The organism is Alkalimonas collagenimarina, from assembly GCF_030717845.1.
Taxonomy (GTDB): domain Bacteria; phylum Pseudomonadota; class Gammaproteobacteria; order Enterobacterales; family Alteromonadaceae; genus Alkalimonas; species Alkalimonas collagenimarina.
In genome coordinates this window covers 133,100-158,631 of the sequence record NZ_JAUZVZ010000004.1, presented here as the reverse complement: position 1 = coordinate 158,631, position 25,532 = coordinate 133,100, and the positions used below count along the sequence as shown (strand labels likewise).

Annotated in this window: 18 protein-coding genes; 11 read left to right on the top strand and 7 right to left on the bottom strand. The window is 48.1% G+C overall.

The window, feature by feature from the left end; all coding sequences use genetic code 11:
* Positions 1-24: 24 nt before the first annotated feature.
* Genes Q3O60_RS03975 through Q3O60_RS03955 form a run of 5 tightly spaced genes read left to right on the top strand, consistent with a single transcriptional unit; the run spans position 25 to position 6,386 of the window.
* Positions 25-1,035, top strand: a complete 1,011-nt coding sequence (locus tag Q3O60_RS03975; RefSeq protein WP_305892607.1) for a response regulator — start codon at positions 25-27, stop codon at positions 1,033-1,035.
* Positions 1,028-1,414, top strand: coding sequence for an Hpt domain-containing protein (locus Q3O60_RS03970; protein ID WP_305892606.1), 387 nt, complete (start codon positions 1,028-1,030; stop codon positions 1,412-1,414). The genes Q3O60_RS03975 and Q3O60_RS03970 overlap by 8 nt, the downstream gene beginning before the upstream one ends.
* Complete coding sequence (locus Q3O60_RS03965) at positions 1,411-1,806, top strand: response regulator (RefSeq protein WP_305892605.1); 396 nt, start codon at positions 1,411-1,413, stop codon at positions 1,804-1,806. The genes Q3O60_RS03970 and Q3O60_RS03965 overlap by 4 nt, the downstream gene beginning before the upstream one ends.
* Positions 1,807-1,809: 3 nt before the next feature.
* A complete protein-coding gene (locus Q3O60_RS03960) occupies positions 1,810-5,181 on the top strand; it encodes an EAL domain-containing protein (RefSeq protein ID WP_305892604.1) in 3,372 nt (1,123 codons plus the stop codon).
* 20 nt (positions 5,182-5,201) lie between these two features.
* A complete protein-coding gene (locus Q3O60_RS03955) occupies positions 5,202-6,386 on the top strand; it encodes a sensor histidine kinase (protein ID WP_305892603.1) in 1,185 nt (394 codons plus the stop codon).
* Here Q3O60_RS03955 and Q3O60_RS03950 read toward each other — a convergent pair.
* On the bottom strand, positions 6,383-10,504 hold the full coding sequence (locus Q3O60_RS03950; protein WP_305892602.1) for an EAL domain-containing protein: 4,122 nt from the start codon (positions 10,502-10,504) through the stop codon (positions 6,383-6,385). The genes Q3O60_RS03955 and Q3O60_RS03950 overlap by 4 nt on opposite strands.
* Before the next feature lie 188 nt (positions 10,505-10,692).
* Positions 10,693-11,235 (bottom strand): DUF2058 domain-containing protein, encoded by a 543-nt coding sequence (locus Q3O60_RS03945; protein WP_305892601.1) that lies wholly within the window; start codon positions 11,233-11,235, stop codon positions 10,693-10,695.
* Between the two features lie 186 nt (positions 11,236-11,421).
* Here Q3O60_RS03945 and Q3O60_RS03940 point away from each other — a divergent pair, with 186 nt between their 5' ends.
* Positions 11,422-12,159, top strand: coding sequence for a substrate-binding periplasmic protein (locus Q3O60_RS03940; protein ID WP_305892600.1), 738 nt, complete (start codon positions 11,422-11,424; stop codon positions 12,157-12,159).
* A 43-nt stretch (positions 12,160-12,202) separates the two neighbouring features.
* Here Q3O60_RS03940 and gdhA read toward each other — a convergent pair whose 3' ends face one another.
* Positions 12,203-13,555, bottom strand: coding sequence for an NADP-specific glutamate dehydrogenase (gdhA, locus tag Q3O60_RS03935; RefSeq protein WP_305892599.1), 1,353 nt, complete (start codon positions 13,553-13,555; stop codon positions 12,203-12,205).
* Positions 13,556-13,671: 116 nt separating this feature from the next.
* On the opposite strand from gdhA, the gene Q3O60_RS03930 reads away from it, so the two are divergent.
* Entirely contained in the window at positions 13,672-14,964 is a 1,293-nt protein-coding gene (locus tag Q3O60_RS03930) for a glycosyltransferase (protein WP_305892598.1), read from the top strand.
* A gap of 57 nt (positions 14,965-15,021) precedes the next feature.
* On the opposite strand, the gene Q3O60_RS03925 is transcribed toward Q3O60_RS03930, so the two are convergent.
* Positions 15,022-15,951, bottom strand: a complete 930-nt coding sequence (locus Q3O60_RS03925; RefSeq protein WP_305892597.1) for a PfkB family carbohydrate kinase — start codon at positions 15,949-15,951, stop codon at positions 15,022-15,024.
* 110 nt (positions 15,952-16,061) lie between these two features.
* Here Q3O60_RS03925 and Q3O60_RS03920 point away from each other — a divergent pair, with 110 nt between their 5' ends.
* On the top strand, positions 16,062-17,081 hold the full coding sequence (locus Q3O60_RS03920; RefSeq protein WP_305892651.1) for a LacI family DNA-binding transcriptional regulator: 1,020 nt from the start codon (positions 16,062-16,064) through the stop codon (positions 17,079-17,081).
* Positions 17,082-17,117: 36 nt separating this feature from the next.
* Here Q3O60_RS03920 and gtfA read toward each other — a convergent pair whose 3' ends face one another.
* Complete coding sequence (gene gtfA, locus Q3O60_RS03915) at positions 17,118-18,608, bottom strand: sucrose phosphorylase (RefSeq protein ID WP_305892596.1); 1,491 nt, start codon at positions 18,606-18,608, stop codon at positions 17,118-17,120.
* Positions 18,609-18,839: 231 nt separating this feature from the next.
* On the opposite strand from gtfA, the gene Q3O60_RS03910 reads away from it, so the two are divergent.
* A complete protein-coding gene (locus Q3O60_RS03910; RefSeq protein WP_305892595.1) occupies positions 18,840-20,087 on the top strand; it encodes an MFS transporter in 1,248 nt (415 codons plus the stop codon).
* 138 nt (positions 20,088-20,225) lie between these two features.
* The gene (locus Q3O60_RS03905; RefSeq protein WP_305892594.1) at positions 20,226-22,631 is read left to right on the top strand and encodes a TonB-dependent siderophore receptor; all 2,406 of its coding nucleotides are present in this window, start codon (positions 20,226-20,228) and stop codon (positions 22,629-22,631) included.
* Between the two features lie 68 nt (positions 22,632-22,699).
* Here the strand turns inward: Q3O60_RS03905 and Q3O60_RS03900 are convergent, their stop codons facing one another.
* Positions 22,700-23,401, bottom strand: a complete 702-nt coding sequence (locus Q3O60_RS03900) for a YebC/PmpR family DNA-binding transcriptional regulator (protein ID WP_305892593.1) — start codon at positions 23,399-23,401, stop codon at positions 22,700-22,702.
* A gap of 136 nt (positions 23,402-23,537) precedes the next feature.
* On the opposite strand from Q3O60_RS03900, the gene Q3O60_RS03895 reads away from it, so the two are divergent.
* A complete protein-coding gene (locus tag Q3O60_RS03895) occupies positions 23,538-25,301 on the top strand; it encodes an ABC transporter transmembrane domain-containing protein (RefSeq protein WP_305892650.1) in 1,764 nt (587 codons plus the stop codon).
* On the opposite strand, the gene Q3O60_RS03890 is transcribed toward Q3O60_RS03895, so the two are convergent.
* Positions 25,298-25,474, bottom strand: coding sequence for a DUF6435 family protein (locus tag Q3O60_RS03890; RefSeq protein WP_305892592.1), 177 nt, complete (start codon positions 25,472-25,474; stop codon positions 25,298-25,300). The two genes, Q3O60_RS03895 and Q3O60_RS03890, sit on opposite strands and share 4 nt — an antisense overlap.
* Between the last annotated feature and the right edge of the window lie 58 nt (positions 25,475-25,532).

Sequence of the window (25,532 nt, the reverse complement as noted above, 5' to 3'; positions counted from 1 at the left end):
CTTTTAAATTCGTAAAAGGGTGTTATGGTTAAAGGTAATAATTACTTTACAGAAGCGGGCATTATGCTGAAGAGAAGCTTCAATGTTCTGGTGGTTGATGATGTGGTACTGATGTGCGATTTCTTGCATGGTGCTGTCAATCGCCTTGCTAATTGCCGTGCTATTAAAGCGCTGGATGGCAAAACAGCTTTAGACGTACTGGAAACAGAAACCATTGACATGCTGATTACCGATCTGGAGATTAAAGCTCCGGACGGACTTGAGCTGATAAAACGAATTCGATCTGGCACTTTGCCAACAGCGCACGATATTCCGATTATTATTTTTTCAGGCAATGCCTATCTGGAGCAGGTTCAGCAAGGCATAGCTTACGATGTAAACGATTTTCTGGTTAAACCGATGTCGATTGATGCACTCGGTAAGAAAGTGTCGCATTTTCTGGTTCACGACAAGTTTATTCAACCCGCTGTTCACTACGAGGCCATGTATCGGCAAGAGCAAAAACAACCAAAAGCTCCAGAAAAAGGTTCGAGCCATAAGATCAGTGCTTCAATTGTGCTGAACGATCCGCAGAAAAAAGACGAGTATAAGCCAGCGCAAGAAGACGTTGAAGAGGCTAAGACTGAAGAAGATTTTTTGAGTTGGCCAGACAACTCAACGACCGGAATTTATCAGCTGGATCGCCGCTTAAAAAAGCTCGCATTCGATCTGAGTTGTTTTCACAATGTTTTTGTAAAAAACTGTAAGTTGATTGCCTTAGAAACTGAGCGTAAACGTGCATGTGGCTCGATTGATTATTTAAATTACATCGTGAAAAACCTGAAGAAACGGGAACGTCGGCTTGATTTTTGGCAAAAGTTTGATTTACAGCTTAGCAAACTGAATAAACTGGCGGCTCAGTTACAAAGCGCTAATCTACGGCATAACTCACTCATTTTGGATCTATTAAAAAAGCTGTCGTATTGGTGGAGTCAAACCATCAGTCGTCCTTTGGTGCAGCGTATAGATGATGGCTCGGAGAAAACCGATGAGTAATGCGTTTAGCGACAATATTCGGCAGATGCAAACTCTGGATCTTCAGTTGTTACAGTCTTTTTATGGTGACTTAACGGATGAAGAGCTGAAGGAGGTTCTGCAGCGTTTTTATCAGGAGGCCAAGCTTTACCACCAGCGATTGCTCAAAGCCATTGCGATGCAAAATGTGATGGAAGTGATCCGTCTGTCACATAGCCTGAAAAGTATGGCGGCCATCACTGGAGCTGAGCAGTACTCAACCTTATGCATGTGGATTGAGCGTATGATGCGCTCTGACGAACTTGATGACCTGATGGAGCTTTCGCTTTATTTATCGCCTCTTTGGCAGCAATTAGAGCTAAGTATTCAAGCGAAGCTTGGGCCAGAGGCCTTGGCATGAGTGCCAATTTCAGCGTGATGTTTCTGGATGATGATAGCTATCTGTTAAGCGCTTATCAGCGCATGCTGCGTGGTGTGCCTTTCCATTGTGTGTTTGAACAGAGCTGTCGCCGGGCACACAATTACCTTGGTTCGCACTCGGTTTCATTGTTACTTGCTGATTATTTAATGCCTGAACAGAGTGGGTTGGAGTTTTGCCAGCATAAGGCTAACTGGATGCAGCCAACTCGTTGTTACTTGTTATCAGCTATGCATGAGCCTTTGCTTTTTAAACAAGCAGAGCAAGACAGTGTTATTCAAGGGGTGTTAGCCAAACCTATCACTAAATCTGAGTTGTTGGCGTTTTTGCACCAACAGCAACATGAATTACTTATCCGTAATTTTCAGGAATAGTGGATGGCAAAAAATTCATATCACGCAGCCGATTTGAGCGGGCTGACTAAAGCAATCATGCAGAATTCGATGGATGTGTTGGCCATCGTAAATGCTGACGGATACTTTATTCAGTTGAGTGAGGCCTGCGAAGCCGTGTTTGGATATCCGCGTGAGCAGCTGATGGCGCAGCCTTTTATTGATTTAGTTCACCCTGACGACAAAGATATTACCCGGCAAGAAATAGAAAAAATCCGGCATGGGCAAGAAACGAAAAACTTCAGGAATCGTTATATTCGAAAAGATGGGGCTATTGTTTGGCTCATGTGGTCGGCGCGTTGGTCCGATGAAAGTCAAACAACATTTGCGATAGCGCGGGACATCACCTCTTTAGTCGAGCAGGAGCAAATCAGCCATCTTCGTACCAATACCCTGCAGCAAATTGCCCTTAACCGGCCGTTGAAAAACATCTTAGCCAGTGTATGTTGTTTTTATCAACAGCACTTTCCTGGCAGTCATTGCGCGGTGCTGCTGTCGAGAAATGGCCTGTTGTATCCGATTGCATCGGCAGGGTTGACTAAGTCTTTTTTTCAAGCAATTGAAGACGATGTCATTGCAGCAGATTCAGGAGCTTGTGGTAGAGCTTCTTTTTATAAAGAAACCGTCATTGTAGCGAATATTGGGCAGGATAATCAGTCGGCCTCTTTTAACACTCTGGCACAGGAACATTCTATCAAGGCATGCTGGGCTTTTCCTTTATTGACCAATGATGATTCCACTTTAGGTACTTATGCCGTTTACCATAAAACAGAAAAGCAGCCTACGAAATCTGAACTAGCGTTTATTCAGGCATGCAGCCAACTGATGATTGTGGCCATTGAGCGAGAACGTGATCGAAATCAGGTTCAGCATAGCGAGCAACGCTATCGCTCATTGTTTGTATCGAATCCGGATGCGATATTTTCGTTGGATAAAGACGGCAAGTTCACCTCTGTGAACCGGGCTGGCTGTTTGTTATTGCAAATGCCGGAAGATAAACTGCTGGGAACCCGTTTTAGTGCATTATTGACGGAACGCGAGCAGGTCAGGGTTCAGCATTTACTTGATTTAACGATGCATGGTAGCCCAAAGTCTTATGAGCTGACTATGATCCGCAAGAATGGGCAGCAGCTCATTTTACAGCTAAGCCATACTCCGATTCATATTGATCATCAGGTGATTGGTGTTTTTGTGATTGCGAAGGATCTGACCGAGCAGGTGCGTAGCCAAGAAAGCTTACGGTTATTTAAACGGGCGGTTGAATCTTCATCCAATGGTGTGGTTATCGTAGATGCCAGACAAGAGGATCACCCGATCATTTTTGTGAATAAATCCTTCGAGCGAATTACCGGCTATAGCGCTTCGGAAGCTCTGGGCAAAAACTGTCGTTTTTTGCAGGGTGAGCTGCGTGATGAAACGGTAGCCAAAGAGATCCGACTTTGTTTGCAACAAAAAGCAGAGTGTCACGTCCTTTTAAAAAATATACGCAAAGATGGTCAGCACTTCTGGAATGAGCTGTTTATAGCACCAGTGCCGGATGAAGAGGGCCATATAAGCCATTTTGTCGGGGTGCAAAATGATGTGACCGAGAAAAAACGCTATGAAGATGAACTAGCCTACAACGCCAGCCACGATATGTTAACCGGATTACCTAACCGGGCTTTATTGCATGACCGCTTGCGCCAGAGCTGCAATATGTCGGCCCGAAGTCTGCGTAGTTTGGCCGTCATGTTTATTGATCTGGACGGCTTTAAGCTGATTAATGATTCACTGGGGCACCTGGTGGGTGATCATTTACTGGTTGAGGTGTCGAAACGTTTGTCACAACATATCCGGCCGGGCGATACGCTAGCCCGGATTGGTGGGGATGAGTTTGTGGTGCTGCTGCCAGAACTACAGCATGATAACGATGTGGTCACTATTGCTGAGCGGATCTTGCAGCATATGAATGAAACTTTTTTCATCGATCAGCGAGAATTACACATCAGCGTCAGTATTGGTATCACTTTGTCTTCAGGTCGTCTTGAAGAACCTACCTTGCTGATCCAACAAGCTGATTTAGCTATGTTTGAAGCGAAGCAGTTGGGGCGTAATACCTTCCAGTGGTACAACCGTGATCTCAACAAGGAGCTGGGGCGGCAGTTGACGTTACGCAATGAGCTACAAAAGGCCCTCACCAACAAAGAGTTTGAGCTGTATTATCAACCTCAGTTCGATGCACAAACACTTGAACTAACCGGGGTAGAAGCCTTACTTCGCTGGAAACACCCAACACTGGGTATGATTGCACCGTCCGACTTTATCCCGATTGCAGAAAGTAGTGGGCAAATCATCCCGTTAAGTGAATGGGTACTAGAAACCGCATGCGGTTTCGCAGCTCAGTTGCTACTGCGTGGTTACCACCAGTTGCTGATGGCAGTGAATATTTCATCATTGCAGTTTCAACGCAGCAACTTTGTCGACAGCGTCGCGACGCTACTGCAAAAGTATCAATTGCCTGCTGGCTCGCTAGAACTTGAGCTTACTGAATCAATCTTACTGAGTCATGCCGACAGCGCGATTGAAAAGTTGCACCAGTTGAAAGCATTAGGTGTACACATTGCGATTGACGACTTTGGTACTGGTTTTTCCAGTTTGAGTTATCTGAAACACTTGCCTATTCAGAAAATTAAAATTGATCGCTCTTTTATCCGTGATGTGATCCGGGATCGGCACGATGCAGCCATCACCAAGGCGATTATTTCCATGGCGCATCATCTTCAAATTACCGTGATTGCTGAAGGGGTTGAAACCAAAGCTCAAGTTGCCTTTTTACGTAAGCATCATTGTAATGAGTTTCAGGGGTATTATTTTGCTAAGCCGATGCCTGCTGCTGAGCTTGAATTACTACTAGGCTCGCAGCAAACCGAGGAGCAACTTGCAGTTTTAACGTCTGAGCGTGAACAACAATCCAAGCATTTGTTGCTGCTTGATGATGAAGAAAACATCTTGAGTGCGTTGAAGCGCGTGTTACGAAAAGAAAATTATCAGGTGTGTACCGCCACGAATGCCGAACAGGCGTTTGAGCTACTGGCTTTGCATGATATTCAGGTAGTGGTGTCTGACCAGCGCATGCCGGGTATGAGTGGCACCGAGTTCCTCAGTAAAGTTAAAGCTATGTACCCCGACACCGTGCGACTGGTGTTATCTGGTTATACCGATCTTAAATCAGTAACGGCAGCTATCAATGAAGGCGCAATTTATAAATTTTTAACTAAGCCTTGGGATGATCAGCAATTGCGTGAAGAAATCCGAATGGCTTTTCTGCATCAGGATAAGTTGATGCAGGAACAAGCCATTGACCCGGCAAGTGGCTAGCCAGCCAAAGAGGTGAGTTTATGCACCAGTTTACATCAGAACAGCTTAGTAAGTTGTTTGAATTCCTATTTGATAGTTTTATCTGTTTGGACTCTGAAGGAAAGGTGATTTCTTGCAGCCACAATCTGGCTCAAGTGGCAAGCGGTGGATCGTTACAACAACTGTTTCCCGGCTTAACGCTGCAACAGCTCGATGTTATGCAAATTCATTTGCAGTCAGTCAATGAGCTACTGAAAATCCCCGCTATGGATGTTGAACTGAGCGCACCGCTAAAGCAGCAACTCGCTGGGACTGTGCGTATGCGTGTAGTCAGTATTGCTGCCATGGCAGAGGTGTTACCCGGTTATCTGATTTGCTTCGAATACGAACAGTTGGCTTCGGCTGAATCTGAGCAGCTACAACGACAACTGCAGAGTATGAAAAGCCAGCTTATGCAATCAGAGAAGATGGCTGCTATTGGCCAATTGGCGGCTGGAGTTGCACATGAAATTAATAATCCTATTGGCTATGTGTCGTCCAACTTACAAACCTTGTCAGAGTATTGCCATCAATTGATCCGTTTGATTGAACGATTGACTGAAATTGTGCCAGCTGAACAGTTACAGCCGATTTTGAGTGAGCACGACTTCAATTTTATGCGTGACGATTTCCATGCTCTGGTTCAGGAGTCCGATGAAGGTGTGCAACGGGTCATTGAGATCATTCATGCCCTAAAAGATTTCTCTCACAGTGGCGATGAAGCCTTTGTGCAGGCAAATATTCATCGAGGGATCCAAATGACTCTGAGTATTGTGAATAATGAATTCAAGTACAAAGCCGAAGTTGTGCAAGATTTGGCGGAACTGCCGGATATAGAGTGCATTCCATCGCAACTGAATCAGGTGGTGATGAATTTGTTGGTCAATGCATGTCATGCGATCGAAGTAAGGGGGACCATCACCATTCGAACCCGACAAAAAGAGCAATGGATTATGTTGGAAATAATCGATGATGGTAAAGGGATAGATCCAGCGCATTTAGATCGTATCTTCGAGCCTTTTTTTACCACCAAGCCCGTTGGTAAAGGAACTGGGCTTGGGTTGGCTTTATCTCATAGCATCGTGAATACCCATCAGGGCAGGATCGAAGTAGAAAGCAAAGTCGGGCAGGGGACCTGCTTTCGTGTCTGGTTACCACTACGGCAAGCCCGGATTGCTGCGGATTAAAGGACCCCGCGCTCAGAGCTTAAATACTCAAGCAATCGCTTTTTCGGCATCGGAGCTGAATACCAGTAGCCCTGAATCAGGTGACATTGCTGCTGTTTCAGATAGTTAAGTTGGTACTCTGTTTCCACTCCCTCAGCAATACAAGGCAGCGACATATTCTGTGCCAACGCAATAATGGTATTGAGGATAGCATTTTGACTACCGGGTTGAAGATCGCTGACAAAACTGCGATCGATTTTAATCAAGTCGATCGGAAAATCTTTTAAATACGTCAATGAGGAGTATCCGGTACCAAAATCATCCAAATACAGCTGGATGCCCATTTTCTTCAGTTGATGCATGGTGTGGCTGGCTTGGATTCGGTTTCGCATTAAAGCGGTTTCGGTAATCTCTAGCCGCAAAAAGCTTGGATCCAAAGCACCTTGTTCAATTAACTCCGCTAGCCGGGTGGTTAAAAAATCAGAATTAAGCTGACTGGCTGATAAGTTGACGGATAGGTACAGCGGGTAGCCTTGCTGATGAATACGTTGCAAATCATGCAGGGCGCGTTGCAATGAGTTCCATGCAAGCTCACCAATTAAATCCAACTCTTCTGCCATAGGAATAAATTGATCAGGAGGTACCATACGGCCTTGATTGTTCCAGCGCAACAGTAGCTCAATGCCGATAGCACGTCCACTAAGGCTATCCACTATAGGTTGGTAGTAATTTTGCAGTTGCTGCTGCTGAATGGCTTGTTTCAGCTGGTGCTCTAACTGCATTTTTTGACGTGTACGCTCCGGCATGTAGCTTTCAAAAACAGCAAACTCAAGCTCGCCATGACGCTTGGCATAGGCCATGGCAATATCGGCAAACTTCAACACATCGTAGCCGCGATTACCATGCTCCGGATAGCATGCGATACCAACCGAACAACTGATGCTGACCAATTGTTGATCAACCATGACGGGTTGGGCGATTAACGCCTGCAAAGTTTGAACTTTGTGCTCAAGGGTCTGCGCATCGGTATGCCCAAGCAGGAAGACAAACTCATCGCTGCCTAAGTGAGCTAGCATATCACCGGCATGAACCTGGCTTTGCAGGCGAGCTGCTATGGCTTTAAGCAAGGTGTTGCCATGTTCATGGCCCATGGAGTCGTTGATGTGTTTAAAGCGATCCAAATCAATGAAGAGCAAACTAAATGCTGTATCAGGGTGGTTTGCTATCTGCTCATCAAGCTGCTGCAGTAAAAAGGTTCTATTGGGCAACTGCGTCAAGCCATCGTAATGGATCAGCTGCTCAAGCTCTTGTTCAGTTAGCTTTTGCGCCGTAATGTTGGTGTAAATACCGGATACTTGCAACGCTTTTCCATGCTGCATTTGAGTGACTTTACCTATATCTTTAAACCAGTGCCATTTCCCGGTGTGATCCTGAACCCGATAGGTTTGCTGAAAGTGATCATTTAACCCAGTACAGAGCTCTTTCCAGCCATGAAGATAGTCAGCCTGATCGTTTGGATGGATCCGACCGAGGTAGTGTTCAAAGTCTTCTACCTCGTCTTTTCTGCCTGTCATCAGATACAGGCGTTGTGGATGCAGCAAGGTATTGCTAGCATGCCGCCAGCTCCAGACATCACTATCGGCAATATCAAGTGCCAGTTGCAAGCGCTGCTGTGATTGTTGCAATTGCTTGTTTTGTTGTAGCAATACCTGCTTTTGCTGATGGCGCCAGTAGAGCCAACCAGTTATAGATAGGGCTGCAAGTACCAGGTAAATAAGTTTAGCGAGAGGGCTGGTCCAGGGAGCATACTCGACTTGAAAACGTAATGTCGCTGTTTGGCTGTATTGTTCGGTCACCGGATCAAAGGCTCTAACCGTTAACTTGTAGTTACCAGCTAATAGTTGTGGTAGCAATAAATACGACTCACGAGTTGCAAATTCCGGGATTTTGCTTGGCCCATCGAGCTGAAAGTAATAGCGAGTCGATTGTTGTTGATAGTTGAAAGTCGATATATGCACTTGCAGGCCATAGTCATCGTGCTTTAAGGTCAGTTGATGATCCGCGGCAGGTTGTAATAAATCAGGCAATTTACGGGATAACAGCGAAATATGTGAAAACTTCACCTCAGGTGACGATAGCGCAACTTGATGAAATGCTTCTGGATGAAGCAAGCTAACCCCTTTTAATGAACCAAAAGCCAGACGACCATCACGAAGCTTGGTACTGCTCATGCCATTAAACTCGTTGTAAGCAAGGCCCTGTTGGCTGGTAAATTGACGAAAGCTACCTACTTTTGGGTTATAGCGCCATAAGCCTGAATGGCTACTCATCCACAGGTAACCAAAATCATCTTGATGCATTTGGTACAGAGTCGATGTGGGTAGAGCCTGGCTGCCAAATAGCTGCTGTTTGGTTTGATAGCTTATGCTATCTAATTCGACGAGGCCTATCCCTTGAAAGAGCAACCATAGGCTGTCGCCAAGCAATTGTATTCCTTCAATGTATGCGCTGCTTTGGCGGTAACCCCTCGGCAGTGTATACAGCGACTCTAATTGCTGGCTGTCGGGATGATAGGCCCATAAGGTAAAATTATCGTACAGCAGTAGTTGTGAATCATCAGCGGGGTGAATGCCAACCCAGTGACTGGCGTAGTCTTGTGTTAGTTGTTCGCTCAATTGACTGAGCGCTGTTGTCTCCAGCCGGGGAGAGACGCGATAAAATCCAGCTTCATTATGCAGGTATAAATTATCGACGCCATCCAACACCATACTGTAAGGGGTATGTGCTAATAAGTGCTGTGTCGTTTCTGGCATGGCCAGAAGTTGCTGCTGGTCGCGGCTGAATAATTGAATACCTTCAGCTGTCATCAACCATAAGCTGTCGTTATCCGACAATGCAGCCATACTGTAGATGGTCGATGAGGATTCCACTGCTTTTTGATCGGGGTTGACCAAAAACCAATCGGTGGTTTGCTGGGTTAAATCATAGCGGTTTAAACCATTCTGGCTGCCGATCCATAAAGCCTGTTCATCAGCCACTAGACTATACACAAAGGGATGGCTCAGCGGAGTCGCTGAGGCTGTGTTTTGAATATTGAGAAAATCATTTGCGGAGGGTTGCCAATAATAGGCTCCATCGCCACGCGAAGCCAGCCAGAAGTTGCCATGTATATCCTGCACAAAATCGAGAATGCTGTTATCGAAAAATGGCTGTTGTGTCTGGCTGGGCTGAAACAGTATGGTGGCCTTTTTAGAGGTAGTGTTCAGCTCGAGCAGTCCGTTATTGGTAGCAAGAAACAGCGTATCCATTGCATCCGCTGCAGCCCGGATACGCCAGATATTCTCCTCGTGTAAAAGTGTCTCAGCTTCGACTACCATCTCTGTTGCGTCCTGTGGCAACTGCAACAAATCATGGCGCTTGATGGCATACAATCCTTCAACGGTACCGACGTAAAGATATACTTCATCCAAATACAAGGATTTACTGTAGTGTTGATCGCTGTTTGGCGCGCTTAAGTAATGCAACTGCCAGCTTTGTTGCTTTTGCGTATCATGCAACCAGAGCCCTTGGCTGGTTGCTATCAGTAAGTAGTGCTCAATGTCCAGTATCGCGCTTATGAAATGCTTGTGAATGTCACTGCTATCCAGCTGAAATACTTGATGAAAATCATCATCATGCTGTATATAAACACCAGCAGAATCTGCATAGTAGACCTGATTATTACTGGCGGCATGAATTAAATAAATTACATCATCAAAGATATCATCCAGTTCTGTATCTACTTGTTGCAGCTGGCTTACTTGTTGAGTGGTGATATCCAGCTGTAATAGACCCTGACTAAAGGTGGCAATGTGCAGCAGGGTCGGGCTGACCCACTGGATATCGTAAACAGGAGTATTTGGCGACAGTAAATCATGATGAAGTTGACGACTCTGATAGCCATCAAAGCGATCCAAGCCACCATCGGTGGCTAACCACAACTGTTGATGCTGATCGAGGCTAAGCCGATTGACGACCCCTTGACTCAGGCCGTTATCAGGAGATAAACGATACACTTGCTGCACACTGGCACCTAACGAACAAGACCAGAGCAGTAGTAGTATTGTCAGGGTCAAACAACGACCTGAGAGTAGTGTCATCGAGGGCTCAGTTAGTCACCAGATTCAATTAAAGCCAATGCCTTTAATGTGAGTGAATCACGACATAATTGCAAGGTCAATTGTTAACTATAGCACCTCATCCGAGCTGAATGAATGCTTTTGTGGGCTCAAGTACAGTGCCATTATCCCGAATAGACTCAAGGTCCGTGTTTGTGTCTTTTCGGGGGCTACCACATCAAATCATCAGGAATTTGGAAGTCCTTGTAAGGGTCATCCTCTTCTGGTTGTTGTTGGCTTTCATCCGCCAGATAAATGAGGGATTCGGCAAAGCGCTCTGCGACCTTTTCTGCCACATGGCGAGGCACGATGAAGTAGTCTTCCCCATAGGCGCAAATTGCCAGTTTGGCTGAGCTCAGGTGCTTTTGTACCTGATCACTGACAAACAAAAACTTGATTTTATTGTTGCGCGGGTCGGTAAAGTTGAAGCGGATCTCACCATCGACTGGTTGCTGGTTATGCTGCAGCATTTGCAGAGCTTGCGCTTTCATCGCTTTAGCGTCTACTTCTGCTTTGCGCTGGCGATTCAACTCACGATCGCGTTCTGCGGCTTCATCACGTTGTTGTTTCAACCGGGCTTGCTGCTCCGTTTCAGCAGCACCACCTTTCGGGTTTTGTTTGCGCTGTAGATGCTTTTCACGCTTGAGTTGTTTCACTTTTTTTTCATTCACCAGGCCTGCACCCAGTAATTGTTCTGCCAAAGACTTTGCCATGTACACCATCTTCTGTCCGCTCACTATGCTCAATAGTGTACGTGGTTCATCAACGTCACTCAATGTTGATTTGAGAGAAAAGTTTCTTCCTTTTGCATCGTTATACTACACTTTGCTAACCCGATGTATAATACAGAACAATGTCTTAGCTTGCGCTCAGTCATCCATCACTAACCAAGGTGAACCATGGTCACAGGGAAAAAATGTCTGCAGGCATGTAAACAGAGTATAACAGGGATACTGTGTCTTATTTTTCTGCTGCCTAAAGCCTTTGCTGAAGCTCCATTGCACTGGGGTTTTATTCATTTCCCGCCATTTTATCACCAAACAGCAGACGGTCATGTTGAGGGAGTATTAGCTGATCTGGTGGCGGAGGTGATGACTTCGATAGGTCGTGACTATACCTTTAATCAGTACCCCAATCGGCGCATGATCCATTTATTGAATGTTGGTGAGCTGGATTTTGCGGTGGTGATGAAATCGGTACTGAAAGATAAAAGTTTGTACCGGATTAGCCAGCGGCCTGTCAGCAGCATGCAGTTAAGCGCTTTTTGGTTGGGTGATCGCCCGCCTGTGCGGCGGATTGGTGATTTGTATGATGCAAGGGTGATTTTGATGAGTGGCTTTAGCTATGGTGGCATGCGGCACATGCTGGAACCTGGCTATGGTGTGGTTCGCGAGGTGGTTGAAGTAAACCAACATGCCCTTGGTATTGATGCTTTGCTGCTGGACCGGGGCGACTACTTGCTGAACTACAAAGAAACCGCCACATTGGAAGCAAAGGATGTTGAATTGGCTGCTATCCATCATAGTATCCTGCACCAGGTTGATATCTATTTTTTATTGCGTGCCGATCTGCCCGATAGTGAGCAGCTGATGCATCAAATAGAAGCTGCCCTGACAACGATTCAGATGCGAGACTAAAACCACATTGTTATGCTTAGGGGCAGCAATCACTCACACAACTTTATACTACACCTTGCTCAATCATGGCATCGGCCACCCGACGAAAACCCGCAATATTTGAGCCCAGCATCAGGTTACCGGGTTGGTCGAACTCCGCAGCTGCGTTATGTGCAGATTGATAGATATTGCACATGATAACTTTGAGCCGCTCGTCGACCTCTTCAAAGCTCCAATGCTGCATACTGGCATTTTGCGCCATCTCGAGCTGACTGGTCGCAACACCACCAGCATTGGCGGCTTTTCCGGGGGCATAGAGAACTTTGGCTTTAAGCAATTGCTCAATCGCCGCTTTGGTGCAAGGCATATTGGCGCCCTCAATCACCGCTTTGCAGCCATTGTTTATTAATGCTTTGGCATCGGTTGCACTTAGTTCATTTTGCGTGGCGCAAGGGAAGGCCAAATCAGCCGGAAAGTGCCAGACTGCATTGCCATCGGCAGGGTACTCATCACGTGGGATAAAGCGCGCGTTGCTATGGGTCGTGAGGTAGTCAGCTAAGCTGGCATCCGGCTGTGCTTTTAAGGTACGCACGCAACTCAAATCGATGCCATCTTTGTGATACAAGGTGCCTTGTGAATCAGAGCAGGTGACTGGGATAGCGCCGAGCTCCTGTAATTTTTCAATGGCATGCAAGGCGACATTACCAGCACCAGAGACCAGGCATACCTTACCCTCCAGCCGTTCTTTGTTATCTTCCAGCATATATTGCGCTAAATACACACAGCCATAGCCGGTGGCTTCGGTACGCATTAATGAGCCGCCCCAGTCACGCTTTTTACCCGTTAATACGCCATCAAAACGATTGACCAGCTTTTTATACTGACCAAAAAGATAACCTATTTCGCGGGAACCGACACCTATATCGCCGGCTGGTACATCGGTCGTTGGGCCGATATGACGGTACAGTTCGTTCATATAGGCCTGACAAAACCGCATGATCTCACCATCGGATTTACCTTTCGGATCAAAGTTGGCGCCGCCTTTAGCACCGCCAAGCGCCAAGCCAGTCAGGGCATTCTTAAACACCTGCTCGAAACCCAGAAACTTGATGATGCTAGCATTAACACTGGGATGAAAGCGCAGACCGCCTTTGTAAGGGCCAAGTGCGGAGTTAAACTCAACGCGATAGCCTTTATTGACTTGTACCTGACCGCGATCATCGACCCAGGCGACCCGAAACATAATTTGCCGTTCTGGCTCGACCATTCGCTCGATAATGGCGTGGTGATGGTAGCGATCATTGTGCTCCAGGATAGGAGCTATTGAGCTAAGCACTTCTTCAACCGCTTGATAAAACTCAGTTTGTGCCGGGCTGCTTTGTTGTAACTTTGTCATGGTGTCATGAATATACGTCATAAATTGCCTGCGTCACTTCAACTAGAATTGAACATACTGAACGACAGTCCTTATCTACGTCAATTGAAAGTCTTGGTTCACTGGCTTTGTGCTATCGAATGGTGGGCTGCTTTGGTATGATCGCTATCTTGTTGCGTGCATCCAATCAGAGTGATCTTCCTATGGCTCAGCCATTACTCATTATCATTGGCTATGTCTGGCCAGAGCCGAACTCATCGGCAGCAGGCAGTCGTATGCTCAGCCTCATTCGCTTGTATCGACAGCAGGGCTGGCAGGTTATTTTTGCCAGTGCGGCAGAGAAAAGTCCGCATCGGTTCGATTTATCTACGCTTGATGTGGTGGAACACAGTGTGGAGCTGAACCACCATAGTTTTGATGAGTGGTTGGCAGATCAAGCGCCTCAGGCGGTCATCTTCGATCGCTTTATGCTGGAAGAACAATATGGCTGGCGGGTTGAACAGGCCTGCCCGGATGCCATGCGCATTTTAGATATGGAAGATGTGCATGCGCTGCGCCACGCACGGGAACAGGCGGTAAAGCAGGGCAGGGAGCTGGATAATGGCTTGCTTAATTCCGAGCTGGCGCAACGTGAAATCGCAGCGATTTACCGCTGCGATCTGACCTTGGTCATTTCCGAGTTTGAAATGCAGCTGTTGCAACAGCACTTCAAGGTGCCTGCTGACCTGTTGTGTTACTGCCCTTTTTTGCTCGAAGAGTCACCATCGTCCGAGCCTGCAGGTTTTCAGCAACGGCAGCACTTTATTGCCATCGGTAATTTTCGCCATGCGCCCAATTGGCATTCAGTGCTCTGGCTCAAGCAATTATGGCCTGCAATACGCCAACAAGTACCACAGGCTGAGCTGCATATTTATGGCGCCTACCCACCACCTAAAGCCACGGCTTTGTATAACGCCAAACAAGGGTTTCTGGTGAAAGGCTGGGCCAGCGATGCGGTGGCGGTGATGAAACAGGCACGGCTTTGTCTGGCGCCACTGGCTTTTGGTGCTGGTTTAAAAGGCAAGTTGCTGGAAGCTATGGTGTGTGGCACACCCAGTATCACCACCCCCATTGGTGCCGAAGGCATGCTGTCCGACAATCATTGGCCCGGCGCTATTGCTACCGGCGATGACGACTTTATCGCGGCTGCCGTTGGTTTGTACCAAGACGAAGCGCGCTGGAATGAGGCTCAGCAACTGGGGTTGACGTCTGTCTGGCAGCGGTTTGATGGTGCAAAGCATAGCACGCGGATCTGGCTGCAGTTGCAGCACGTGCAAGCGGAGCTTGCTGCGCATCGGCAAGCGAACTTCACTGGTTTAATGTTACGCCACCATGCTTACCGCAGCACCAAGTTTATGGGGCAGTGGATTGAAGCAAAAACCAAGTTGCAGCAATTGATGGTTCCTGGCTAGACAGATCTGTGCACTTTTTCATGCAGGAGCGCATCATTGCGCCCTCTATGATATATCTCAGCTTTGCATAGTGTGATCCAGTCTGGCTTGATCCGGTGGCTGACAGCCCGCCTGAGCAATATTTAGACTGGCTGCCAGCATGGCACGATGCAGGCATTGGCTAAGTTGTTCCGGGTTAATCTCCGATGGTGTAGGCAAGCCTAACCTGAGCAGGGCGACTAGTAAGTTGGCCCAAAAAGTATCACCAGCACCAACAGTATCGACAAAAGGCTCAGCTTTAATAACAGGCCGTTGGGCTCGATGCTGCTGCCAGTAAATGCTGGCACCTTGCTCTCCTTCAGTCAGAGCGATGAGTGCGTTAGGGGCCAGCTGTTGCAGTGTTGCCAGAGCTTCAGAGGTAGAATATTCTGGCCAGAGCAAGTTTAAATCTTCATCGCTGGCTTTAATGAACTGGCTTTGCGCAATGATGGTGAGCAACAATTCTCGGTACTTGCTAACATCGGATACTGCATTAAGCCGGACATTGATATCGATGGCCAACTTTATCTGTTGTTGTTGTGCCTGAGCGAGCACCGTGAGGATCCGGGGACCATCGACAGGTTCAAATGCCAAAGAGCCCAGATGAAGCAGTTGGCACCCTTGTGGCAAAGCAGCGATTTGCTGTGTTGCGCTAATATCTCGATCGGCTACCCCTTGCCGATACAGGCTGTAGCGTGGTTGCTGATGCTGATCAAAGCTGACCATCGCCAACGATGTGGGTTGCTGACTGAAAAAAGACAAGCCATACTGGGCGCCGTTGCTTTGCAAGTAGGCTGCGAATTGCTGGCCAAAGTCGTCCTGCGACAATGGGCTTAAGTAGCTGACAGCAATGCCTTGCCTGGCGGCTGCAATAGCGACATTGAATGGTGAGCCGCCAAGTGCCGGGCGATACAAACCGCTTTCGGTGGGTAGCAAATCAACGACGTGTTCTCCGATCACGGCAAGCATAGCGGGCTCCTGCAAAAACGTAAGGGCTTAAAAGCCTGGATTGTGTGGGTAATTTCCTCCAAATCATATATCTTAATGCATTAAGATGATAGCTAAAACTGACTGGAATGATGAGTAAACCAACCCTGAAAAGTGTCGCCAAGGCGCTTGGCGTATCGACCGCCACTATCTCGAATGCTTTTAACCGGCCGGACCAGTTGTCGGTAGCACTGCGTGAGAAAATTCTGACTGCCTGTGCGACGCTCGGTTACGATGGGCCTAATAAAGCGGCTCAATCGTTGCGTAAAGGCAGTTCCGGCATTGTGGCAGTGATTTTGTCCGACTCACTGGAGTACATGGTTAGCGATCCGGTCGCCAGCCAGTTTCTGCAAGGGGTAGCACGTGAGCTGGAGCGTCAGCAAAAGCACCTGCTGCTGTTTTCTGGTAATTCAACCAATCTTGATACCATCACTGATTTTGTTGATGGTTTTATTTGTTATGGCGCACCACGCAATCTGGCGTTGATTGAGCAACTCAGGCATTGCAAAAAGCGAGTGTTGACGGTTGATTTTGATTTACCTGGCCGGCCATCGGTCAATATCGACAATGAACAGGCGGCTTATGACAGCGCCATGGCGGTGTTAAAGCCAGATGATATTGTCGCTGTACTGGGGCTGCGTTTGATTGATGCGCCTGACAGCCAGCCGGTCGGCTCGGCGCCGATGTGGGATAATCAAAGTTCCGTGTCACACCGTCGGCTTGATGGCTATCAGCGCGCGATGGAGGCGCTTGGCTTAACATTAGGTACCGACTACCTCTGGCACACTCCGGAAAGTAATCAGGAGTACGCGGCAAAAGCCGCCAAGGCAGTCTTAAACCAAGTGCCGCAGCCGAGCGTGCTGTTGTGCATGAGTGACTTGATTGCACTGAGTGCTATGCGGGTGGCGTTGCAACTTGGGATACGTATTCCTGAACAACTGCGGGTGGTGGGGTTCGATGGTATTGAAGAGACGCTGCGCTATCACCCAACGCTAACGTCGGTCTGGCAATTCAGCGATAGAAAAGGCGAAGCAGCAGCCCGTGCTTTTCAAAGCGGTGTTGATAGCTGCCAGCTGCTGCCCTATGAGCTTAGGTTAGGAGAAAGCAGCTAAGCTCGACTTAGCTACTTTCTGTCACAGTGGCCGGGTTTAACCGGCCAGCAAACTACTCAGCGCTAATTGCTGCTGCGGTTGGCCGCTGTGTTGCCAAATTAGCGTGGCGGTTAAATCACTCAACTCAATCCGCAAGCTAGCCGTATGGTTCTGGTGCTGCCAGTTCAGCTGATAGCCGCTATCGGTCAATGTTTGACTAAATTCACCATCAAAGGCGTGCAAACTGCGGCGCAGTTTAATCAATTTGCACAGCGCTTTGACCACCGGTTTTTGCATGGCCTGTCGAACTTTTCCAGGTGTGAAGTAGGGGCGATTGATGTCACGGCCCACCTGAGTGCGCTGCAATAAATCAACATCATTTTCAGCGGCCAGCAGACCGCCATAATAAATCTGACAGATGCCGGGGCAAAACAGCTGAATAGCACGTGCCACCAGATAGTGCTCATCGTGCTGCGCCAGCGCATCATAAAAGCTGCAATTGACCTGATATAAGTCGACGTTATTGGCTGCACTGCCGGTGGCGAGCTTGGAGCTGCCATCACTGTTGCGATGGATCTGTTCGACCAGTGCGTCAAGCTCAGGATCGGTCAGTAACCCCGGCTGGCCTTGATGATCAGCAGCATCGACAATGCCAATACCATCGTGGGTATCAAGCACAGTAATACAGTTGCGTGGCGCTATATCCAGCCAGTGCTTCAGTGCTTTGGCATCGCGTTTGAACAGGGTATGCAACACCAACGGCGGCAAGGCAAAGTCGTACACCAGATCGCAGCGTTTGGCGATGTCGATTTGGGTTTGATGATAGCCATGAATTTCCACCAAAGACTGCATACCGAGTGCTTTGGCTTTCTCGCTTAACCCGGTAATAAATTCAAAGGTTTCTGGCAGCATAAAGCAACTTGTGCCTGCTTTTTTGATGGCGTAGCCAGCGGCATCCAGTCGGATGTATTTGACACCATGCTCGGTAAAGCGGGCCAAAATAGCATCCAGATAGGCCTGTCCCGGCTCTGAGTGCACATCGATATCAATCTGATTGGCGGTAAAGGTAGTCCAAAAGGGAATGATTCGGCCATCAGCCAGTGGCAGGTCAGTAAAGCACGAAGTCGGTCGTGGCCTGTAAATAGCCTGAATGTGCTCGGTTGAAGGCTCGGTACCAAAGACTTTATCGCGGGTCAGGAAGAGTGGCCAGTAAGGTGAGGCTTCGCCTTGTGTAAGAACATCCTGAAACTGAGCCGATTGCGCCGACATATGATTGACAATCATATCCGCCATAACCGTCTGCTGCCCGGCGAGTGCTCCGATGTCGTGCCAGTTACCAAGCCTGCTATCAACTGCCGTATGGTCGGTTGGGTCAAAGCCAGCGTCTTCACCATCAATGGGTGGATAAAACGGCAGCAGGTGCACCCCATCAAATAAACCATTTAGCTCTTGTTGCAGCAGTTGCTGTAAATCCTTGATTGTTCCGCCACTTAAGCGGTCGATGTAGGTAATAAGCTGGATCTGGTTGCTTGGGTTTGCATGGGTCATAACCGATTTCCTGAAAAAATAATTTGCATCTTAAACGATTAAGATATAGCTTTATGTGAATGCGTAAGTTTGTCAATAGCCGGACAACAATAAAAATGCAGTGGCAGAACCTAATCTCTGATTTACTGACATTGAGCCGGATAATAATAAGACATACCCAATGCATTTCGAAATGCGTGCAGTGAACGCTGGATGCATTTTGAAAGACGAAGGGTATAGACAGGGGACAATATGTTGAATTCAAATACCAACGATCCGGTCAGCGGATCTGTGGCTGTCGGTGTGAGCAGCCATACCATTCAGCGGCAAGTACGTTGGATGACCTACCTGATGTTTTTCGTGTTTGCCATGACCACCGATGCCGTCGGAGTGATTATTCCTGAAGTGATGAAGGAGTATCAACTGTCGATGTTTCAGGCCAGCGCCTTTCACTACGTGCCTATGGTGGCCATTGGTCTGGCTGGTTTGTTGCTCGGCCGTTTGGCCGACAAGTTGGGCCGTAAAAAACTGATCATTGCCGGCCTTTGTCTGTACTCCGCTTCCTGTTACGCCTTTATAGCTGGCGATAGCGCCTTATTTTTTATCCTGTTGATGGGCCTGTGTGGCCTGGCCATCGGTATATTTAAAACTGCAGCACTGGCGCTGATAGGAGATATTAGCAACGACAACCTCAGCCATACCCGCACCATGAACAAAGTGGAAGGGTTCTTTGCCCTTGGCGCCATTGCAGGCCCGGCTTTGGTCACACTGATGATCGCTGCTTCTATTCATTGGAAGCAACTGTATTTACTAGCAGGCTTGCTTTGTACTGTGCTGGTCATTATTGCTGCTCGTATGCCTTATCCACCGTATCAGGCATCGGCCGAGCAAGTGAGTTTACGCGAGTCGATGAAATTGCTGAAAGATCGGTACGCTATGGGCTTTTCGCTAGCGATAGCTTTGTACGTTAGCTGTGAAGTCGCTATTTTTGTCTGGTTACCGACCTTGCTGGCCGATTACGATGGTCGCTGGGGTTTACTGGCGCTGCATTCCATTACTATTTTCTTCATTCTGCGAGCGTTGGGCCGTTTTCTGGCCAGCGCCATTTTGCATCGTTTTTGCTGGAGCAGTGTGATGGCGGTGTTCACCGTGCTGATCTTCTTTTGCTTTGCACTGAGTATGTTGGGTGGTCGTGAGGTCGCAGTGTGGTTGATGCCGCTATCTGGCCTCTTTATGTCGATGATCTATCCCACGCTCAATTCCAAAGGCATTAGCTGCTTTCCCCGGCAACAACACGGTGCTGTGGCTGGCTTAATTCTGGCTTTTACGGCACTGGCGGCAGCGGTCGCTCCAGCACTGATGGCGTTACTGGGCGACTTTGCCAACGATGTCGTGGCAGGTTTTTATCTGGCGACATTGTTTGCTGCGTTATTAGCGGCTCTGATGGTGTACAACTGGCTGGCACAACCTGCCAGGCAACGGCTGGAGCAGATGTCATGATGGTGTCTGTGATGACATTATTTCAGCATTTATTCTGCAGTATTCAGAATTTAACCCGGCTATTTTTTAGCTTAACCAACTTAAACGATTAAGTCTTTTATACAATAAAAAAGTGTACAACAACACGGGAGACAGGCGATGAGACAATTTACAATCAATCCTTCGTATTTGGCGCTGGCGGTTAGTCTGGCATTAAGCAGTCAGGCCGTACTGGCACAAGACGACGAGAACGAACCAACTGAAACCTCCGGCCTGGGGTTTGAACGCATTGTAGTCACTGGTGCTGTGGCGAGAAATCAAACGGTGATGCAATCCAGCGTATCGGTCAGTACCCTGACCTCAGAAGATATAGCGGTGTCGGCACCTCGTAGTACGGCCGAAATATTCCGTATGCTACCGGGGGTGCGAAGCGAATCAACCGGTGGTGATGGCAATGCCAACATCGCGGTACGCGGTTTACCAGTAGCTGCTGGCGGCGCCAAGTTTTTAACCTTGCAAGAAGATGGCTTGCCGGTGATGCAGTTTGGCGATATTGCCTTTGGTAATGCCGATATTTTTCTGCGGGCCGACTCCACCATTTCACGGTTGGATGTGATCCGCGGTGGTTCGGCCAGCACTGCTGCCAGCAATTCACCGGGTGGCATTATCAACTTTGTCAGTAAAACCGGGCTGGAAGAAGGCGGCAGTGTTGCTTTTACTACCGGCCTAAATTACGACAGTTTCCGTACCGACTTTGAATATGGCGGCGATATCAACAACGATATGCGCTTTCATATCGGTGGTTTTGTCCGTCAGGGCGAAGGGGTGCGCGACCCGGGGTATCAAGGTGAGAAAGGCTATCAGCTGAAAGCCAACCTGACCAAAGAGTTTGATACCGGCTATGTGCGTCTTTATGCCAAGCATTTAAACGATCGGGTAGCGAGCTTTATGCCGATGCCGATGTTTGCTGATGGCAGCTCCGTACCGGGCTTTGATGCGCAAAAAGATACCCTGCAATCGGTTTATTTAACCCAGACCGTTCGGTTGAATGGTGATAATCAAATCTCGCGTGGTGATGTGCGTGATGGCATGAACCCGGAGGTCAACAGCTTTGGTGTTGAAGCCTTGTTTGATCTCGATGATAACTGGACGCTGGAGAATCGCTTTCGGATCAACTCGGTCAGTGGCAACTTTATTACGTTATTTCCTGCCGAAGTGGGCTCAGCTCAAAGCATTGCCAACAGCATTGCTGGTGATGATGCAACGATTCGTTACGCGGTAGGGCCGACGGTTGGTGAGCGTTATACGGCCGAAAATGCCATGCGTATTCATACCTTTGATGTCGAACTGAATGATTTTGGCTCCATCGTCAATGATCTAAAGTTATCACGACGTTTTGGTGAGGTGGATGTTACCTTTGGCTACTACCTGGCGGACCAAAGCATTCGGATGTCATGGTTGTGGAACTCTTACCTGATGGCACTCAAAGGCGACAATGCCGAGTTATTGGATGTGTATGCCGCCGATGGTACTGCTTTTTCGGAACAGGGCTTGTTGGCCTATGGGGTTCCATTCTTTGATAACTGCTGCCAGCGAAACTACGATACTGATTACAGCATCAAAGCGCCTTATGCCACGGCCAGTTGGGCCTTGGGAGATTTATCACTGGATGCCAGTGTGCGTCGCGATATCGGTAAAGCCAGAGGTAGCTATGCAGGCGCGATACAAAGCAGCCGTGATATGAATGGCGATGGCATTATCAGTCAGGTCGAGCAAAGTGTATCGGCTATTGATCTGGCTAATCCAAGTCTGGTCAATTACAGCTGGGGCTATAACTCTTATTCTGTCGGTGCCAACTACCAGTTAGATAACGATTGGGCCTTATTTGGCCGTATCAGTAAAGGCGGGCGTGCCAATGCTGATCGCTTATTGTTTGGCAAGGTCAATGTCGATGGCAGCGTGGCCAGAGAAGATGCCATTGATGAAGTCAAGCAATACGAGTTTGGTAGCAAAAGCCGCCATGGCAACCTGAACCTGTTTGCTACCCTGTTCTTTGCTGAAACTGAAGAGCAAAACTTTGAAGCGACCACTCAGTTATTCTTTGACCGGGTGTATAAAGCCAAGGGCATCGAGTTAGAAAGCAGCTACCGCCTCGGTGATTTTGACCTGCGTGGTTCCGTGACCTGGACCGACGCTGAAATCAGTCGTGATGCATTAAACCCAGACGTTGTAGGCAATACACCACGCCGTCAGGCCGACTTTATATACAGCCTGATTGGCCGGTACACCTTTGATAACGCACAGTTGGGCGTTAGCATCATTGGTACCACGGGTTCCTATGCTCAGGATAACAACGATCTGAAATTCAGTGGCTATACCCAGGTCAATGCCTTCGCCAGTTATGACCTGGCCACCAACCTGACGCTGTCGCTGAATGTGAATAATCTGTTTGATACGATAGGTATTACGGAAGCCGAGCAGGGCAGTGTGCCAGCCAATGGCATTATCACGGCCAGAACCATCAATGGCCGCACCGCTTCATTAGGGCTGCGCTATCAGTTCTGAATGGTCATTGAATAAAACGTAGGGGCGCATGATTGCGCCCCGTTTTTTGTCTAATGATGGGAAACTTCTTAACCCGCCAGACCTACATACACATTTTGCACATCATCATCGGCATCGATGGCATCTAAAAAAGCTTCAACCTCTGCTAATTCATCGCCACTTAAACTGACCGGGTTGTTGGCGCGATACACCAGCTTTGCTGAATGCACTTCAAAGCCAAACTCAGGCAGGGCCTTGGATACTATATCCAAATCGGTCGCATCGGTTAAAAACACCATGTCGTTGTCGTCACCGGCTTCAAAATCCTGCGCACCTGCTTCAATCGCGGCTAGCTCCGCATCGGCATCGTCACTGCTTGGTGTGGCTTCAATTTGCCCCAGGTGTTTAAAATCCCAGGATACGGCACCGGACGTTGCCAATTGGCCTTTACGGAACAGCATGCGGATACTTTGGGCACTGCGGTTTTTGTTGTCGGTTAAGCACTCGACAATCACCGGTACCTGATGCGGCGCGAAGCCTTCGTAGGTAACAGATTCGTAATTGACCGGGCCATCCAATAAACCAGCCCCTTTTTTAATGGCGCGTTCCAGCGTATCCTTTGGCATCGAAGCTTTTTTTGCCGCATCAATGGCTGAGCGGAGTTTAGAGTTCATGTCGGGGTCGGCGCCATTGCGTGCGGCCACCATAATTTCTTTCGCCAATTTAGTGAAAATACGACCTTTAGACGCGGCCGCATCCTGTTTGTGTTTGTTTTTCCATTGCGCGCCCATATTAATCCCCAAGTGAAAGGCAAAAAGTGGCTTAGTCTAGCCAAGGCTGTAGGTTGAATGCAAGTGCAGGTCGGTGTTTTTGCTGACCGGCTATAAAAAAAGGAAAGTGTACGTGTCGAAACCCCAACATGAGCAGATGACGACTACTAATCAACCTGCAGTTTTACCCTGGATAGCTTCTTTCTTGTTGCCTTACCGTTCGCGAGTCGTGCTAGCGGTGGTGTTCTTATTGATTGGTTCGCTGGCCTGGCTCGCTCTTGGCCAGGGAGCAAGGCTTCTGGTTGATGAAGGTTTTGTCAGTGGCGATTCGGCCCGGCTGAATGAAATCACGTTGTGGATCCTGGCGATCACCGCCATCAGTGCCAGTGCGGTGTTTTTGCGGTTCTATTTAATGACCTGGCTCGGTGAACGGGTGAGTGCCGATATACGCAACCGGGTTTTTCAGCATATGTTAAAGCTGTCGCCATCGTTTTACAGTGAAAGCCGAACGGGCGAAGTAATTTCTCGTTTTACCGCCGATACCACCTTATTGCAAAGTGTGGTGGGCTCTAGTTTATCGATGGCATTACGTTCAGGGGTCACGGCACTGGGGGGATTAATGATGATGGCTTTTACCAGTGTAAAATTGACTGCGCTGGTGATGTTGGCTGTGCCGCTGGTGTTGGTGCCAATTTTTGTGCTAGGTAAAAAAGTAAGGCAATTATCACGTGCTAGTCAAGACCGGTTGGCAGCCATTGGAGCCCATGTTGATGAAAGTCTGCATGAAATCCATACCGTGCAATCTTATGGTCATGAAGCCACCGACCAACAGCACTTTGCTGATAAAATAGAACAGGTGATGGCGGCAGCCAAACAACGTATTTTTTATCGGGCTTTGTTGATTGGCATGGTGATGCTATTAAGTATCAGTGCCATCACCCTGGTGGGCTGGGTGGGTGCACAAGATGTGTTGCAAGGCCGCATTACCGCAGGTGAGCTCACTGCCTTTTTATTTTACGCGGTGATGGTAGCAGGCTCTGTCGCAACCATTAGTGAGGTGATTGGCGAAATTCAGCGTGCTGCCGGTGCTACCGAGCGTTTGATTGAGTTATCTGAAATGCCAGTAGAGATTGAAGCACCACAGCATCCAGTTTCATTAAATCTACCCGTAAAAGGTAGCATCGAACTGCATCAAATCCATTTTCATTACCCACAAACAGCTGAGCAAGCTGTACTGCATGATGTCAGCTTTGCCATAAAACCGGGTGAGCGGGTGGCCTTGGTTGGGCCGAGTGGTGCTGGTAAAAGTACCTTATTTCAGTTATTGCAGCGCTTTTATTCGGTGGCGCAAGGACGGATTGAGCTGGATGGCATCGATATCAGCGCATTGGATCCGGCAGAGCTGCGTGCTCAGTTTGCTCTGGTACCGCAAGATGCGGTGATCTTTGCCGACACCGTGTTGGAAAATGTGCGCTATGGCCGGCCAGATGCCACTGAACAGGAGGTTATTGATGCCTGTCAGGCCGCGAATGCAGATGATTTTATTGCTGATTTTACCGATGGTTATCAAACCCAACTCGGTGAGCGTGGTGTACGGTTATCCGGCGGGCAAAAACAACGCATTGCCATTGCCCGGGCAATTTTAGCGGATCGACCCGTACTACTGTTGGACGAAGCGACCAGTGCACTGGATGCCGTCAGCGAACACGCCGTGAAAGAAGCGCTGCATCATTTGATGCAGGATAAAACCACCCTGATTATTGCCCATCGCTTATCCACGGTGCTGCATGTCGATCGTATTTTGGTGTTGGAGCAAGGTAAGCTGATTGCATCGGGCAGCCATAGCGAGCTGATGCAAAGCTGCCCTTTGTACAAAGAGCTAGCCGAGCTGCAGCTGCTGGCCGCTGATAGTGCGGGTTAAGACTGTTGCTGTTGTAGCTGCTCAATTTGTTGCCACAGCTTTTCGCTTTCTTCGGTTAAGTCAGCAAACAGTCGCATATCGCCTTTACGCTGGGCAAGCATGGCTTGTTCCAGCTTTTGATCGTAAGCTTTGCGTAGCTTTTTAACGGGATCTCGCTTAAATAATCCAAACATTGTGCAGTACTCCTGATAGCCAAACAGATACTTACGTACTCTTATCAAGAAGTGTTCA